The 16693-nt window shown below is 69.1% G+C and carries 7 protein-coding genes and 5 CRISPR repeat arrays; all 7 genes read left to right on the top strand.

The features are described from left to right. Positions 1 to 163: 163 nt before the first annotated feature. The 7 genes from ACIRL2_RS50605 (at position 164) to ACIRL2_RS50575 (ending at position 14346) form a co-directional block, all read left to right on the top strand. The gene (locus ACIRL2_RS50605; protein ID WP_402242450.1) at positions 164 to 943 is read left to right on the top strand and encodes a GntR family transcriptional regulator; all 780 of its coding nucleotides are present in this window, start codon (positions 164 to 166) and stop codon (positions 941 to 943) included. Further along, the gene (locus ACIRL2_RS50600) at positions 940 to 1491 is read left to right on the top strand and encodes an AAA family ATPase (RefSeq protein ID WP_402242448.1); all 552 of its coding nucleotides are present in this window, start codon (positions 940 to 942) and stop codon (positions 1489 to 1491) included. Before ACIRL2_RS50605 ends, ACIRL2_RS50600 begins: the two co-directional genes overlap by 4 nt. Positions 1492 to 1718: 227 nt before the next feature. Next, complete coding sequence (locus tag ACIRL2_RS50595) at positions 1719 to 2948, top strand: XRE family transcriptional regulator (protein WP_402242445.1); 1230 nt, start codon at positions 1719 to 1721, stop codon at positions 2946 to 2948. Between the two features lie 1163 nt (positions 2949 to 4111). Further along, entirely contained in the window at positions 4112 to 5845 is a 1734-nt protein-coding gene (locus ACIRL2_RS50590; protein ID WP_402242443.1) for a hypothetical protein, read from the top strand. Positions 5846 to 6431: 586 nt separating this feature from the next. Then, a CRISPR array of direct repeats spans positions 6432 to 8167; the repeat unit is 28 nt; unit sequence GTCGGCCCCGCGAACGCGGGGATGGTCC. A 281-nt stretch (positions 8168 to 8448) separates the two neighbouring features. Then, positions 8449 to 9028: a CRISPR direct-repeat array (repeat unit 29 nt; unit sequence GTCGGCCCCGCGAGCGCGGGGATGGTTCC). Positions 9029 to 9355: 327 nt separating this feature from the next. Further along, entirely contained in the window at positions 9356 to 9688 is a 333-nt protein-coding gene (locus ACIRL2_RS50585) for a hypothetical protein (RefSeq protein ID WP_402242440.1), read from the top strand. A 99-nt stretch (positions 9689 to 9787) separates the two neighbouring features. Continuing rightward, a CRISPR array of direct repeats spans positions 9788 to 10116; the repeat unit is 24 nt; unit sequence GTCGGCCCCGCGAACGCGGGGATG. A gap of 117 nt (positions 10117 to 10233) precedes the next feature. Continuing rightward, positions 10234 to 10746 carry a hypothetical protein gene (locus tag ACIRL2_RS50580; RefSeq protein ID WP_402242453.1) on the top strand — a complete coding sequence of 171 codons (513 nt, stop codon included), beginning with the start codon at positions 10234 to 10236 and terminating at the stop codon, positions 10744 to 10746. A 343-nt stretch (positions 10747 to 11089) separates the two neighbouring features. Beyond that, a CRISPR array of direct repeats spans positions 11090 to 13090; the repeat unit is 24 nt; unit sequence GTCGGCCCCGCGAACGCGGGGATG. Positions 13091 to 13239: 149 nt separating this feature from the next. Then, positions 13240 to 14346, top strand: a complete 1107-nt coding sequence (locus ACIRL2_RS50575) for a hypothetical protein (RefSeq protein ID WP_402242438.1) — start codon at positions 13240 to 13242, stop codon at positions 14344 to 14346. A gap of 295 nt (positions 14347 to 14641) precedes the next feature. Then, positions 14642 to 16374: a CRISPR direct-repeat array (repeat unit 24 nt; unit sequence GTCGGCCCCGCGAACGCGGGGATG). Between the last annotated feature and the right edge of the window lie 319 nt (positions 16375 to 16693).

The following is a 16693-nucleotide window of genomic DNA, read 5'->3' as shown; positions in this document are numbered from 1 at the left end:
AGACGACACAATGCGTCATCCCTCCCGCACAGCAACCGAGTTCACGCCCGACCAGAGGAAACTCAGCGACCACGTTCGATAAGACAACGGCTTCTCAGACGATCACCATGAGCTACTTACATCAGGTTCCATGATGTAGCCTCATGTGTCAAGCGGTATAGTGATGGAACAGACGAAGAAAGGGAGAGATGCCATGGCTCGGGCCGACAACAGGCCGCCGTACGAGCGCATCGCGGCGCACTACCGCGACTTGATCAGTTCGGGCTCCATGGCGCCGGGCACGATGTTGCCCAGCATCAGGGCCATGGCTGATGAGTGGGGGGTTAGCACCCCCACTGCGGAGAGGGCCATGAAGCTCCTTCGAGAGGAGAAGCTGGTCCGCGGAATCCGGGGAATCGGTAGCGAGGTCCTCGGTCCGCCGGTGACGCTGTCCTCCGGCTCCGAACGCCATGACCGCAGTGGCAGAACGAATTCCACGTGGGGGGCTGGCGAACAGTCCAGTGGCCATACGGCCGCCATAGTCCCCGCCCCTGAGGCAGTAGCGCTGGCGTTCGACATCGATGCGGGCGACGACGTGATCCGCAGGAGCCGTGTCTACCGGGATGTGCATGGCATTGTCTCCCACTCGACGTCCTGGATCCCGGCGGAATTCGCCCTGGTACTACCGGAGCTCGTGCGCAGCGAGCGTCTCAACGGCGGTGTGTCACTCGACTTGATCGCCAATGCGACAGGGCGCCGGGTCGCCAGGCGCATCGACGAGGAAAGCGCTCGGATCGCCACTTTCGACGACCTTGAACTCCTCGAGTTGAAGCGGGGCACCATCGCGGCGATCCTCGTCCTCAGCGCCAAGTTTCTTGATGCCGACGGCCAGTTGTTGGAGTACGGCGTCGACTTGGGCGCACCCGGCCGGACGCGGACAACAGCGTCGGACGTGCTGCGGTGACCGCCAAGCGCGGTCCGAACGCCGTACTCATGGCCGGGATGCCTGGAAGTGGCAAGACCACGCTTGCACGTGCCCTCGTCAAAGCGGGGTACCTGAGGCTCTGTCCAGACGAGGAGATGTTCCGCCGTCATGGACGCTACGGACCGGATTTCCCGCGAGGGAACTTCCTCGCCAGAGAAGCGCCGATCCTCGAAGAGATCGCCGTCGAACTCCAAGATGTACTCAAAGCGGGCCGCGACGTCGTACTTGACCACGGCTTCTGGACCCCGGAAGAGCGAGCCCGCTGGACCCAGATCGTGCGGGAGGCCGGCGGACTCCCCACGCTTGTCTACCTGCCGGTGTCGCACGAGGAGCGTTGGTCGCGGATCCAGGAACGAAACCGGCTGGCCGATTCCGACCCCAACGCGATTGCGTTCAGCGAGGAAGATCTTTTGAGGTTCGCGGGCCGGTTTCACGCTCCCGCCTCGGATGAGCCACACATCGTCCACGACGGACGACCGAGCACCGTGCTGGCGGCTCTTGGCGGACGAATCGGCGCCATGGACTAACACCGAATCGGTCACGATGGCGCTTCCTTCCGACTCATCCACGGGGAAGTTCGCGTTCACCTTCCTCTGGCTCAACTGCTTCAAGAAGTGACACCGGGGGGTGACATTCGGGATGTCACCGTCGCTTGTCACCTCCGCGCGATCGAGGTGCCGTGCAATCCTCGGCGCCAGCAGACGGCCTTCAATCCGCAGGCCTCCGTAGAACCCCACGGGGAAGGGGAGTTGGCATGGACGAGCGTCCCGACTGGGCAAGGCGGATGGTCGAGGAACGAGCCGCTCGAGACTGGTCCCAGGGCGACGCGGTGCGCGCCTTAATGGCTCGCCTTCCCGCGGACCACGTGGTGAGCGAACAGGACCTGCTGCGGCAATGGAAGAGGTGGGAGGCGGGCGCGGCGCAGCCGGTGAAGTACCGGTCGGTGATCGCCAAGACCTTCGGCACGACCACTCATGCGTTCTTCCCCGAGCGTGGGCGACGTGACGGACGCGCGGAGGTGTTGCAGGTCAGCGGGATGGACACCGTGGACATCATCGCCCGGCTGCGTGCCAGCGACGTCGACGCGGCCACGCTGGACGCGCTGCGGATCACGGCGGATCGACTGTGCTGCGAGTACGCGTACATGCCTGCGGACCAGCTGCTGGTCGAGGGAAGGGCGTGGTTGGGGCGGGTCGTTGGACTCCAGCATCAGCGGGTGAGCCTGGCCCAGCATCGCGAGGTCATCGCGTTGGCCGGGAAGTTGTCGCTGCTGGTGGGCTGTGTGGAGTACGACTCAGGACGGCCGCGTGACGCCGAAGCCACCCGTCAGGCTGCGTTGATGCTGGGTGTCGAGTCCGGGGAGGTAAGCGTGCAGGGGTGGGCCCACGAGATGCGCGCTTGGTTCTCCCTGACGCGAGGCGACTACCGCGGCGTAATCGCAGCCTCGGAGGCAGGCATCGCCGTCGCTCCCAACGAGAGTGTGGCCGCGCAGTTGCACGCGCAAGCCGCGAAGGCGTGGGCCAGGTTGGGCGATCGGTCGCAGACCGAGGTAGCGCTGGACAAGGGGAGGCAACTCCTGGAACGGCTGCCGTACCCGGAGAACATCGAGGACCACTTCGTCGTGGATCCGGCAAAGTACGACTTTTATAGGATGGACGCACTGCGCAAAGCCGGTGAAGACCGGCTCGCCGAGCGACTTGCCCACGAAGTCATCCGCGCAGGCACCGATTTCGACGGGGTGGAAAGGTCCCCCATGCGGCTCGCCGAGGCCAGGATCACGCTGGGCGTGGTCGCAGCCCGCGAGGGCGACCTGGACTCCGCCCTTGCTTACGGCGAGCGGGCTCTCGCAGGTCCCCGACGGTCGTTGCCGTCTCTGGCGATGGTGTCCGCCGACCTCGGGCAGGTCCTGCAAACCCGCTACGGACACGCTGACGACGCCCGGGAGTTCATCGCCCATCTGCGTGAACTGCGGGGCTCACGTTGATCGATCAGTCGACGGCCTGGGACCGGACGGCCGACACGGCGCGGCGACGCATGCCCTGTGATCGGGAGTAGCGGTATGGTGATCCCGCGTTTAGTGGCAGGAAAAGTTAAGACCCCCAGACCTTGGACAAGTCATGGGGGTCCCGACGGGCCTAGCCCGCCGGGCGCACACCTTCGGATCAGGAAGGTAATCACGCAGTTGAAGCGTACCCGCACATGCCTTGCGCATGCGCGCCGCCCCGCCGTGGTAGCGATGCAACTCCGTCGCTCCGGCAGCGTTTTCGCCATTTCGCGTTGCCCTGCAGCGCGGTCTTCCGTGATGTCCCGGAGCATCCCACGACGAAGCCCCCGCCGCGGTGACGTGGTCACGTCGTCGGCGAGGGCTCGCGAGCTTCCGATCGCATATTCGGCGATTGGGTCTGTCGGCGCCCGTTTCGGGCGCACCTCTGGGGTGTTGGGGGTTTGTTTGAAGTAGCGCACAGGCGGCTCAGCCGCCGGGACGCCGGTCTCCGTAGTGCAGCAACACTGCGGACCTTCGTCCCCACCTACAAGTTCTCAACTGGCCGCCAAACCAGCTGAGGTCCTGATCTACCGGCGCCAACCGGGTCGACCAGGGCAATACGGGGTTCGCCCAGAACCGACCCACTGCGCTCCACGAGGGAGCTCAGGGGTTTTTCACACCCTTCTCAAGGAAGGACACCTCATTTTGCATGAGGTACTGCCGCCTTGTCTCGTCGGCATGCCCGGACGAGTGCGATTCAGCCCTAACGAGGAGCAGCAAGCTCTCGGCTCGACGTACCGATCCGGACGACCGGCATTCCGGTTTGCCCTGGTCAGCGTCGATGCGTCGTCTCGCGATCAGACCCCGTTCCGACACGCCGATGCCCCGAAGCGATCTTGCTCACACGGCCTTTCCGCGCCGCCATGTCACATGGGCAAGCGCTCCGAAATGCCCAACAACCCGCCCGCCGTCGTTCCCTTCGCATACGCCGCCCTCGCGCCCTCGACGGTTGCCAGCCTGCCCGTCGCGCAGCCATGCCCGCCGCCAGTAGTTCGGCGCGGGCGGTGAGCGCCGCAGCGGCAGAGGCCGTCGCGGCCCGGCGCGTGCCCGCCCAGAGGACGGCTGCGCCCGTACCGACGCGCAAGCAGCGGGTGAGGACCCCTATGCGGGTAGTGGAGCTCGAGTTCTACCCGGACGTGTCGCTGTCGTCCTATGTGAAGATCTCCGCACTGGGTGCACGGCCTCAGGGGTGCGAGGCGAAAACCGCGACGATCGCCAAGTACCTGGGGCTGTCGGAGGGGTCGCTGGAGCGGGGCTTGGCCAAGCTGACGGCGCCTGGCCCGGACGGCGTGGTGGAGGTGTCGACGGTACGGCGGACACGGCCGGGTGGCCGCGGGATGTCGGCAGTGCGGCGAGTGCGGCCGATGTCCGTGCGGGAGCGCTACGTGTGGCTGCCGGTGGCGGCCGCCGAGGACCTGACTCCCGTGCAGCTGCGGGCCTACGCGGTCATCGCCTATGCGCAGGCGAGGAACATCGCCCTGACCCTGAACGAGTTGGCGGGGTACCTGCGGCACCACTCCGGCCGGCGCGCCGGGCAGCCGATCACTGCGGAAGCGGCCGGTCGGATCGTCGACGCGGTGGAAGCCGCAGGATGGATCACGGTGCAGCGCCGGGCCGGCGCGTACGGGCGCCACGTCTACGTCGCCCACGACATCGCCCTGGACCCCACCGCGTCCACATCAACCGGCCCCGACGGCACGGTGCACCCGATCGACGCCGCCGCGGGCGGGGCAGTCGAGGTCGACACGACCACGAAACCGGCCGGGACGGTGCCCGGCAAGGCCACGCTCGACACCTCTCCGAGTACCCGCCCTGGTGAGGGATCGGGTACCCGTTCCGGTGAGGGATCCCTCGCGTATAAGGATTCACCCAGGACTGACTCACCAGACAAAAACGCGGACGCGTCTTGCTCATCCGCCGCAGGCGACCTGACGCCAGTAGGCGCGCGCGAACCGAAATCGCGCCCGCGAAACACCACTTCCGACGTCTGTGGCGCGCTTCGCGCGGACGAAAACCGCCGACCCATCCGATCCGAGACCAGGCACGAACGGCACCCCGGCGGCGTTCGGTCGACGATGAGCCCTGCGGTCCACGCCGTCCTGGAACCGGTACGCCCACTGCTGGCCCGGATCACAAGCACTTTCCTGCTGCGCAAGATCAACCACGAGGTCGAACGGCAGCTGGGCATCGGAATGGACATCGAACGCCTACGCCACCGCCTCATCGTCCGCTCCGGCCTCACCCCACCCCAGGACATCCGCGACCCCGGCCGCTGGCTGCTGAGCGCGGCCCTACCCCGCTGGGGCTGCGGCCACTGGGACTGTGAGACCAGCACAATATGGTCAACCGGCCGTCACTGCGAGACCTGCGCCGAGATCGTCGCCCAACAACGCCACGACACCCGCTCCGACACGGCGCCAACCCACCGCCCCGACCCACCCGGCCCACCTCGAGGCCACTGCGCCGAGTGCGATGCAGTCATCCTGCTGCACCACCGCGCCCTGGAGGACGGCCTGTGCCCAACATGCCGCACGGAACGCGACACCGGCGCGAACTCCGCGACGCCGCCCACTGATCCAACGAAGCACACCGCCACCGAACACGACCAGGACCACCTCGCGTCTACCGACGGCCTCCCGCTGCGCTGGGATGGCCTGCCCGATCCCGAACAGTTGCCCGCCCAGCTCCTGGCCGAGATGCGCCGGGCCGCCGAACAGGACCCGGGTCTGGTCTCCTCGATGAGCAAGATCGCCGGTGAGGACTACGCCCACCGTGTCTACGGCCCTGATCTGTACTCGCGTGCCATGCCTGGCCGGCTTGAGCCCCGGGAGGGCTGACGGGTGAACTAACGTGGGATCGAAGAGGATCCGCTGGCACGGACACCCCGGTCGGCTCCGCGAACGTGGGGAGGCGATGTCCCGCGGGACTTGCCCATCGAGCCAGCGGCCCCGCGCAGGCGGGGATGTTCCCGACAAGGCCCCCGCCTTGACGGTGACTTGGTCGAAGGCCCCGCGTCCGCGGGGATGGTTCTGCCGTCCGGTTGATGGTCGCGTCGGTGTACCCGTCGGCCCCACGAACGCGGGGATGGTCCGGGCGTGTATCCCGAGGCCGCGCTGCAGCAGAGGTCGGCCCCGCGAACGCGAGGATGTTCCGGCGGAAGGCCCTGGGCTTTCACGTGTTCGAGGCCCAATTCATACCCGATGACGTGATCCTGGAACTTGATCCATCCGGCGGCCGATCACCAGGCAGTCTCGCCCTCGGTCACTGCCTCCGCAGAGGCGGCGAGGAACGCCAGGAGAGAGACCTCGAGGTGAACTACCGTGGGGTCGAGGCAGAGCCGCTTCACGACAGGCGGCAACAGGTGGCAAGATGCAACTGAACGAAAAGGGCGTTACCCACTGGTAGAACCCCAGGTCATCCAGTGTCGGCCCCGCGAACGCGGGGATGGTCCCTCACGATCCAGGTCTGGGCCTGGTCCGCCGACGTCGGCCCCGCGAACGCGGGGATGGTCCTACCGGTAGCCGCGTCGCATGCCGCCCGCGTAGGTCGGCCCCGCGAACGCGGGGATGGTCCGCGGAGCGCTACGGGCGACGGCGGACGCTGTGGGTCGGCCCCGCGAACGCGGGGATGGTCCTACGACGCGCTGTATGTCAACACCCGAGACAACGTCGGCCCCGCGAACGCGGGGATGGTCCGTCGAGATTCGGGACGCTGCCGAGTGGATCGGGGTCGGCCCCGCGAACGCGGGGATGGTCCTGAGCTGGATGGGCTGCGGCATGCCGCCCAGGTGTCGGCCCCGCGAACGCGGGGATGGTCCTTTCCTATCCACCGACAACTTATGCAGGTAGAGGTCGGCCCCGCGAACGCGGGGATGGTCCCCTCCTCGGCTACACCCTCGTCGGCATCGTCGAGTCGGCCCCGCGAACGCGGGGATGGTCCCAGGTGCGGGAGATCCTTGGCCATGCGGGTGGCGTCGGCCCCGCGAACGCGGGGATGGTCCCGCATATATGCCCTGGTGAGAGGATTTGAGATGGTCGGCCCCGCGAACGCGGGGATGGTCCCACCGTCTGCGACTGGGCATCCGCATTGCGCCGGTCGGCCCCGCGAACGCGGGGATGGTCCCCTCTGCCCTTCGCATGCGGTCGGCAACGACGAGTCGGCCCCGCGAACGCGGGGATGGTCCCGCCAGCGCCCTCACTCGGGCCCGGCTCGCGTGGTCGGCCCCGCGAACGCGGGGATGGTCCCGGGACCATGCCGTGCGCGAACGCGGCCACGTAGTCGGCCCCGCGAACGCGGGGATGGTCCCCCACCCAAAGCGGACAGGCGTCGGGCAGGTGCGTCGGCCCCGCGAACGCGGGGATGGTCCCGCATCCGCCCCCAAGCCGAAAGCGCCCAGTGAGTCGGCCCCGCGAACGCGGGGATGGTCCTCTCGTACAGGTACGCGATCCGGGTTCCGCCGAGTCGGCCCCGCGAACGCGGGGATGGTCCCACGTCGTCGTCATCCGGCCCGCCCTCCGGCGGGTCGGCCCCGCGAACGCGGGGATGGTCCGGCCCGTGAAGCCTTTTTGATGGAACTGACGGCGTCGGCCCCGCGAACGCGGGGATGCTCCCCCCGGCCTCTGGACAAGCTCCGGCTCCTCGACGTCGGCCCCGCGAACGCAGGGATGCTCCCTCCTCCGCGCTCACGTCCGGGACGCCCGTCCGGTCGGCCCCGCGAACGCGGGGATGCTCCTGGACCCCCGATTGCGGGGGGCCCGTACGTGATGTCGGCCCCGCGAACGCGGGGATGCTCCCCAACTGCGCGAAGGAGCGCCGACGTACGCGGTGTCGGCCCCGCGAACGCGGGGATGCTCCCCGGGCCTGCCCCGTCGTCCCGACATCCGCATAGTCGGCCCCGCGAACGCGGGGATGCTCCCCGCTGGCGACAGCCGATGAGCGGCGGCAGCTAGTCGGCCCCGCGAACGCGGGGATGCTCCCAGCTTGGCCCACAGGTCACCGTACGCTCTTGGGTCGGCCCCGCGAACGCGGGGATGCTCCCGTGTGTGGATCGGTGGGTGGGTGGGTTCAGCGGTCGGCCCCGCGAACGCGGGGATGCTCCTCGTACCTGGACCACCGGATCCTGTACTCGACGGTCGGCCCCGCGAACGCGGGGATGTTCCGGCGGAAGGCCCAGGGCTTTCACGTGTTCGAGGCCCAATTCATACCCGACGACGTGACCCTGGCAGGTAGTCGCCTTTGATCCATCCGGCGGCCGATCGCCAGGCCGCCTGGCCCTCGGTCACTGCCTTTGCAGAGGCGGCGAGGAACGCCAGGGGAGAGGCCGCGAGGTGAACTACCGTGGAGTCGAGGCAGATCCGCTTCACGACAGGCGGCAACAGGTGGCAAGATGCAACTGAACGAAAACGGCGTTACCCACCGGTAGAACCCCAGGTCATCCAGCGTCGGCCCCGCGAGCGCGGGGATGGTTCGAGCGTGTGGACCGGGCGGCAACTGACCCTGCTGTCGGCCCCGCGAGCGCGGGGATGGTTCCTAGTGATGAAGGCGCGTCTCTGAGCATTGGTAGTCGGCCCCGCGAGCGCGGGGATGGTTCTATGAACGAGGCACGTTCAACCGGCGGGCTATCGTCGGCCCCGCGAGCGCGGGGATGGTTCCGCCATGCGGTGTTCGCGCCCACCGCCGTGCACGTCGGCCCCGCGAGCGCGGGGATGGTTCCGCCGAAGGGCCGGCACCGAATCGGTGCCGGCCGTCGGCCCCGCGAACGCGGGGATGGTTCCAAGGTCGAGATCTCGGCCGAGGTCGAGGACAAGTCGGCCCCGCGAACGCGGGGATGGTTCCCCGCTCTGCGGCGTCGACCTGGCGGTCGCGCCGTCGGCCCCGCGAACGCGGGGATGGTTCCCACTCTTTGTCTCGTTTCCGGCTGCGGCCGGGGTCGGCCCCGCGAGCGCGGGGATGGTTCCGGGTTTGGCCGCTGGCAGCGGCCCAGCACCGTGTCGGCCCGGCGTCCGAACGGGGATGGTCCCGTGACGCCCGAAGCGCGCGACGCCTTGCGCTCGTTGGCCCCGCGTCCGCGGGATGGTCCCGGGTTGAGCACGTTGCCCTTCGGCCCCGCGAACGCAGGGATGGTTCCGCCCGGGCGGATTGGTCGAGCGCGCAGTACTGGTCGGCTCCGCGAACGCGGGGACGCCCCCAGGCCGCGCGAGGAGCGGTACGCCGCCGTGGCGACCCCTGGCTTGATGTCAGATCTTGGGAACGTCGGGCCAACGCGTCAGGAACAACCCCACCGACAACAAACCCGAAGACGACCTCTCGGCCTTTCAGTACTCTCCATCCGGCAGAAGGAGGAGATCATGGCACTGGCCAAGAAGGGCTCGCGGGGAATCACCGTCGACGGCGTCGAGTACCGATGGTGTCTGCGGCGACGCCCCACCTGGGAGCAGGACATGTGCTACTCGCCCGCCACGGACGCGGTCGAGTGTGCGGCCGCTCCCGGCACGACGCTGGTGGTCACCACCAACCTGCGCCACCCCAGCAGCGTCTGGGGCCGTGAGTCCCCCGGCTCCGTCCTGCCTTCCGACGTCGCCGCCAACATTCGCCTGGCCCGCACTGGTGGCTGGGCCCCCGAGAGGCTTGGCTCGCCGTTCCACCTCGACCAGTCGGCGGGCTTCGAATCTCCCCACTGACCTGCGACCAGGAGATCGGTGATCGGCTCCGCTCTCGGTTCGCAAAGTTTGGACGAGCATGCTTGGGCCAACTGGTCCCGGCATTCAGGGCGAACCGTTGTCGGGCCCGCGAACGCGGGGATGTGCCTCGATGTCCGATCTCGGACTCGCCATGGGCGTCGTCGGCCCCGCGAACGCGGGGATGTGCCGAGCTTCGCTCCGACCGGATAGGTTGGGACAGCGTCGGCCCCGCGAACGCGGGGATGGTCCCGGCACCGTTTGAGCCTCGAAACTCACGATGCGGTCGGCCTCGCGAACGCGGGGATGCTCCCGAGACGCACCACCGGATCCAGGCGAACGAAGGGTCGGCCCCGCGTTCGCGGGGATGCTCCTGTCGGGTCCTGGAAAGCTGCTTGGCGCATCTCGTCGGCCCCGCGAACGCGGGGATGGCCCCTAGAAATTCGCCGTATGGAATCTGTCTCCGTGCATCGGGCTTCCGACTGTTCGGCGTTGGATATTTGGCTGGCCGTCGTCCTGCGCGATCGGGAGAATCCCCTGTCGTGAGTATGGGCATCTCCGGTTTCGAGCCGGTCTTCCTTGTCGGGATCGAAGCCGTTCGCGAAGAACACGGAGCACGCCTGGCGGCGCTGGGTGGGCGGCGTCTGACCGGGTGTTCGCTCGTGCGCTTCGTCGAGGACGGGGGGTGGTTCGCCGATTGCCCGGTGGTGGTGGACTTCGACGGTGTGCGGGTCGAGATCTGCCACCGGAAGTTCGACGAACTCTCGATCGGCTGGAACACCATCGACACCACGGCGCAGGTCACCGGCTGGCAGTGGGTCGAGTCGACGCCCGCGTGGTCCGGTACCGACGCACGGCTCGAGCCGTTCGTCGGCCAGATACTGCGCGACGCCTCGCTGCTCGAGTGGCGCCCCTCGGGTCGTGACCTGGCCTACGCCACCATCGCCGTGGAATTCGCCTTCGACACCGGCCGTTTCCGCGTCGCCAACGGCCTCGACGAGAACAGCATCGAAGTCGGCAAAGCCCATACCGATTACGTGCGGCACCGGCTGGCCCGTTGAGCGCCGGGCCGGCCACATCGGCTGCCGGTCGATATTCAAAACACCGACGGCGGGGTTGCTGGGCTTCCGGGCGGCGTGATGCGGTTCCCGGAACCGACGCAGCCCGGCACCACGGGCGGCCTACGGACCGTCCTGTGTCACCCGGTCGCCCGGCAGTCGGCTCGTCAGCACAGGGATCTCGGCCGCGAACTCCGCGGGGTCTGGGGGAGCGTGGGTGGGGATGCCGTTGGGTGAACTACCGTGGGCCACAGGAAGATCCGCTTCGCACCGGACAGCGACAGGTAGCAAGATGCAACTGAATGAAAATGCTGTTACCGGCTGGTAGAACCCCAGGCCAGCCAGAGTCGGCCCCGCGAACGCGGGGATGGTCCCGCCGGACCCCGGGAGGGACTGGATGGCGCCCGGTCGGCCCCGCGAACGCGGGGATGGTCCCACTTCGGGGACGCCCACGACCAGGAGGTCACCGTCGGCCCCGCGAACGCGGGGATGGTCCCACTCCTCGGTCGGGGTGACCGGGGTCGGTCCGGTCGGCCCCGCGAACGCGGGGATGGTCCTTTCGCCGGTCGACCACCCCTGTGGTGCGTCCTGTCGGCCCCGCGAACGCGGGGATGGTCCGCCGGACCAATGAGCGACGTCGCCGTTCATGACGTCGGCCCCGCGAACGCGGGGATGGTCCCCTCTTCGGCGGTGGGGGCGTTCGCGTCCGGCGGTCGGCCCCGCGAACGCGGGGATGGTCCCCCTGCTCGCGTGGGTGTGCCTGCGCTGCGCGGGTCGGCCCCGCGAACGCGGGGATGGTCCGAGCAGGGCCGTCGTTCCGAGAAACACACCAGTAGTCGGCCCCGCGAACGCGGGGCTGGTCCCAGATGGCATCAACCGGTACAAACCAGACGGGCTTCGGCCCCGCGAACGCGGGGATGGTCCGGGCCGGATGATGTCGCGGTCGTGCTGGTAGTCGTCGGCCCCGCGAACGCGGGGATGGTCCCCCGACGGTCGTCGAGGACGGCGTGGTGGTGCCCGTCGGCCCCGCGAACGCGGGGATGGTCCCGAGGTGAGGACGGCCCCGGTCTGGGGATCCCGGTCGGCCCCGCGAACGCGGGGATGGTCCTGCCGGACTGCCGGATCTCCGGCTGCGTCACGGGTCGGCCCCGCGAACGCGGGGATGGTCCTTCAGGTGACCATGGGGCAACCTGTGAGCCGCGGTCGGCCCCGCGAACGCGGGGATGGTCCGCGGGCGCGTGACTCTGTGTTGGCGGCCTGCCGGTCGGCCCCGCGAACGCGGGGATGGTCCCGTCTTGTTCACCTTTTCGGCGCGCCAGTGGCGGTCGGCCCCGCGAGCGCGGGGATGGTCCCCGGGCCATAGCCACCCGCCGGTGGCTGATCGCGTTGGCCCCGCGAACGCGGGGATGGTTGTCAACGGCACCTTGCCACTCCGCTTTGGCTGTTGTCGGCCCCGCGAACGCGGGGATGAGCCGGGCTCGATGGAGAAGAAGACGCTGCGCGGCGAGTCGGCCCCGCGAACGCGGGGATGAGCCCTCTCCGGCCGAATTACCCATAGCGTCGGGCTGGTCGGCCCCGCGAACGCGGGGATGAGCCTGCGGAAAAGGTCACGCTCCGTGCTGTCGTCGTGTCGGCCCCGCGAACGCGGGGATGAGCCCACCGCCCGCCGATGCTCGCTCTCGTGCTCCCCGTCGGCCCCGCGAACGCGGGGATGAGCCGCCCGTGGGGATCAAGGCCGAATGGGTCGACAAGTCGGCCCCGCGAACGCGGGGATGAGCCCGAGGTCGAGAAGGCCCGCCGCCGGCTCGACGAGTCGGCCCCGCGAACGCGGGGATGAGCCCCGCGCCCACGCCGTCGCCATCGGCTACGAACTGTCGGCCCCGCGAACGCGGGGATGAGCCTCGTCGACACCGGCGGCGCTGAAGTGTCGTTTGGTCGGCCCCGCGAACGCGGGGATGCTCCCGGAGGACGCCGCGTGAGCGCGCCCAGGTATCAGTCGGCCCCGCGAACGCGGGGATGCTCCGATCCGGCACATCACGGACGCGGACGTCGTGGCGTCGGCCCCGCGAACGCGGGGATGCTCCCTGCTGATGCTGCGGGCGGGCTTGCGCGGCGTGGTCGGCCCCGCGAGCGCGGGGATGGTCCCCACCGTCTTGTTAATGACTCGGGGGTCACCCGGTCGGCCCCGCGAACGCGGGGATGGTCCGGCGGAAGGCCCCGGTCCTTCACCTCGCCGTCCTCGTCGGCATCGCCCGCGGCCTGGTCGGCCGCGCGAACGCGGGGATGCTCCGAGTCGCCGTTCCGTGCCGATCCCTCCCCATCTGTCGGCCCCGCGAACGCGGGGATGTGCCCGCCGTGGTGCAGGGCAGTCGGACGCCGAGCCTGCGCAGGCAGTGATCAACCGTCATCCCCGTCATCACGGTCAGCCGCATCGTCGGCGAAATGCCGCGCTCCCTGCCAAAGTTCCTGTCCAAGCCCCCTGGATAGGGTGATCCGGTGACGCAGCCCCTTCCTTCCCTAATCTCCGAGGCAGCGGCGCTGTCCGTTGCCGGACGCGGGCTCCAGCGGTACAAGATGGGTTCGGCCGTGATCGGGGCAGGCACGGAAGCAACCGTCGTGATCGTCGAACCCGGCGACCATCCGGGGGTCAGCGGCGTCCAGGACGCCACCAAGGTGCTCCTGCGTGGGGACAGGATTCCGGACCTCCACCCACGGTTCGAATTCCGGGGCACCCTGCCGATCCACCTCTTCGCCCGCCTGGACCGGGGCTGCCTTCCCCTCGGCACCGCGCTCTGCAGAGGAAGGCCGTCCGCACCCACCGACTTCGACCATGCCGCACTGGAGCTCGACCAACCGCTGGGCAGCGCGATGCTCGACGCGGTCCGACCGGTTCCGGCACCCGGACCGGTGCCGGATGTGGGCTGGGTCGACCACGTGGAAACGGACCCGATCCGCGCCCTGGAAACGTTTGTCCTCGGCTGGTTTCCCGCCGAGCAGACCAAGCCGACCGAAGAGGAGCGCTCGGCGAGCGAACCGGGTGATCTGCCACCGGCGTTGACGGCTTTCCACCGCCTCGCCCGTCTCCGCCCGGCACTCCACGGATTCCACGACCCGGTACTCGGACAACCCGAGCGCGCTCCCGGACCCCTCGGCGACCGGCTCGTCTTCGCCGCGACGCACGGGGCCTCCATGGACTGGTCCATCCCATGGCCACCGGAGGGCCCGAGTGCAACCGACCCCCGCGTTTGGCACACCGAAGACCCCCGTACCGCAAACCCGGAGACGACCCTCGAAGAGGAACCACTGAGCCGCTTCCTCCTGCAGTTCACCCTCTACCAAGCCATGAATGCAGCCCCCTATCACGCACGGACCTACTGCATGCCAACCCCGCGCCTTGACTCGTTGTGGAGCATGCTTCGCCCCGTACCCCTGAGTCCGTTCCTGCCGACCTACGAGGCCGACAAGTTCTTCGTGGCCCCTGGACTGCTCGCGTCAGTCAGCAGCGACGAGAGGGAGGCGGTCGTGACCTTTGCCGCACTCCACCGCGGGACCCTGACACCGCTGCTCGAACGCGGTTACCGCTGGCTCCGCTTCGACGGATGAGGTCGCCACCGCCCCTTCGGGGATGATCTTGCGAAAGGCCGGTTCTTCACGTGGCCGAGGTCGATTCACATCTGGCGACGTGAATCTGAAACGGTCGACACCGGCGGCCGGTCACGAGGTAGCCAGGCCCTCGGCCGTGCCTCCGCAGGGGCGGCGAGGAGTACCAGAGGAGAAGCCTCGGGGTGAACTACCGTGGAGTCGAGGGAGATCCGCTTCACGACAGGCAGCAACAGGTGGCAAGATGCAACTAAACGAAAACGGCGTTACCCACTGGTAGAACCCCAGGTCATCCAGTGTCGGCCCCGCGAACGCGGGGATGAGCCCACCACCAACGTCGCGGCCGGTCAGCAGATGGTGTCGGCCCCGCGAACGCGGGGATGAGCCCGTGTCCGCCGCCGTGGTGATGTCCGGAGTCACGTCGGCCCCGCGAACGCGGGGATGAGCCCGCCATTTCGGCGCCCACACCGTTGATCGGCTCGTCGGCCCCGCGAACGCGGGGATGAGCCCGATGACCGGGGGATTGGGCGACATCGAGATCTGTCGGCCCCGCGAACGCGGGGATGAGCCTCGACGGGGCGGTCCTGTCGTGCTGGGGATGTGGTCGGCCCCGCGAACGCGGGGATGAGCCGGTCCCCCGCCTCTATCTGCCTCCTGTAGTGGCGTCGGCCCCGCGAACGCGGGGATGAGCCCAGGCCCCGGCGAAGCTGCCGGCCGGACACATCGTCGGCCCCGCGAACGCGGGGATGAGCCGAGCGGCGGGGGCGACGGCGCGTCCGCTCCCGCGTCGGCCCCGCGAACGCGGGGATGAGCCGGTGTACGACGCTCACCGCAAACGGTGCGCCGCGTCGGCCCCGCGAACGCGGGGATGAGCCGCAGTACCGGGACCCGACGACGAGCCGTGTCCGGTCGGCCCCGCGAACGCGGGGATGAGCCCTTCCCGACGAGCTTGGCGACTCGGGCTGTTCAGTCGGCCCCGCGAACGCGGGGATGAGCCCGGCAGGCGCTTCGGGAGTGCGTCGCGCAGCTCGTCGGCCCCGCGAACGCGGGGATGAGCCGGCCGGGGTGCTGGCCACCCTGGTGGGAATGGAGTCGGCCCCGCGAACGCGGGGATGAGCCCGTCGCCCCTACCGTCGGGGGCGCGGCGGTGATGTCGGCCCCGCGAACGCGGGGATGAGCCTGCGGGAGCACGATTTTGCCGCCGGACGCCTGGGTCGGCCCCGCGAACGCGGGGATGAGCCTCGCACGCTCTCGACGCTCAGCTTGGTCGTCTCGTCGGCCCCGCGAACGCGGGGATGAGCCTCCGCCGTGCCGCGCACCGGTCGGGTCGTCGTAGTCGGCCCCGCGAACGCGGGGATGAGCCCGTGAACGGGGCGGACATGCGGGCCGACCTGGTGTCGGCCCCGCGAACGCGGGGATGGTCCCACCTCGGCGAGCAGCCAACGTTCGATCTCGACGTCGGCCCCGCGTCCGCGGGGATGGTCCGTACGACCCGTACAGGACGCTGATCGAGGAGAAGTCGGCCCCGCGTCCGCGGGGATGGTCCCGCGCATCCGGGAGGCATCAAGAACGGGTAGGTGTCGGCCCCGCGTCCGCGGGGATGGTCCCGGTCGTGGCGCAGCGCACCGCGGAGTCGGTGGGTCGGCCCCGCGTCCGCGGGGATGGTCCACTCCAGCCCATGAGGGCCTCCTTCGTGGTCGTGGTCGGCCCCGCGTCCGCGGGGGTGGTCCCCGGATACTCGCCCGCCGCGCGACCCGGGTCGCGTCGGCCCCGCGAACGCGGGGATGTGCCCGGTCTGTGAGTGCTGCCTCCGGGCCTCGTCGCGTCGGCCCCGCGAACGCGGGGATGGTCCCAGAGAGTTTGTTATGAACAAACCTCGGCGTGTGTCGGCCCCGCGAACGCTGGGATGAGCCTCCACGCTCGCGGACATGGAGCGCGGTTGTCTGGTTGGCCCAGCGAACGCCGGGATGAGCCCTCGACCTGGGGTAGTTCGAGGATCTGAATGCGGTTGGCCCCGCGAACGCGGGGATGCTCCGATGGCTGTCCCTGATTTCGATCTGCCGGGCCTGTTCCGAGGGACGCCTGGCGCGTACGTTGAGCAATGGTTCGTGTCGTTCCGTACATCCGTGATCACCCAGGAGGCGCCGCGATGTTCGAGAATCCCGGTTCCCGGCGTCCCGGTCCGCGGCCGTGGGGGCTGAATCACCTCACCGCCCACGGTCCTGGTGCCACGGTGGATCTCCCGTACAGCAGCGTTGAGGTGCTCTATTTCTTCCGGACAGTGACCCGCGTAGGGTTGTCGAGATTCGGAAATGAGAGAGAACGTGCCACCCAGATATCCGCAGAAGTT

The organism is Embleya sp. NPDC127516 (assembly GCF_044765325.1).
Classification (GTDB): domain Bacteria; phylum Actinomycetota; class Actinomycetes; order Streptomycetales; family Streptomycetaceae; genus Embleya.
This window is presented reverse-complemented; position numbering and strand designations above follow the sequence as displayed.

Coding starts and splice junctions, on each gene's coding strand:
- ACIRL2_RS50585 (WP_402242440.1), top strand. CDS start 9,356: ATGGCACTGGCCAAGAAGGGCTCGCGGGGAATCACCGTCGACGGCGTC.
- ACIRL2_RS50595 (WP_402242445.1), top strand. CDS start 1,719: ATGGACGAGCGTCCCGACTGGGCAAGGCGGATGGTCGAGGAACGAGCC.
- ACIRL2_RS50580 (WP_402242453.1), top strand. CDS start 10,234: ATGGGCATCTCCGGTTTCGAGCCGGTCTTCCTTGTCGGGATCGAAGCC.
- ACIRL2_RS50605 (WP_402242450.1), top strand. CDS start 164: ATGGAACAGACGAAGAAAGGGAGAGATGCCATGGCTCGGGCCGACAAC.
- ACIRL2_RS50590 (WP_402242443.1), top strand. CDS start 4,112: ATGCGGGTAGTGGAGCTCGAGTTCTACCCGGACGTGTCGCTGTCGTCC.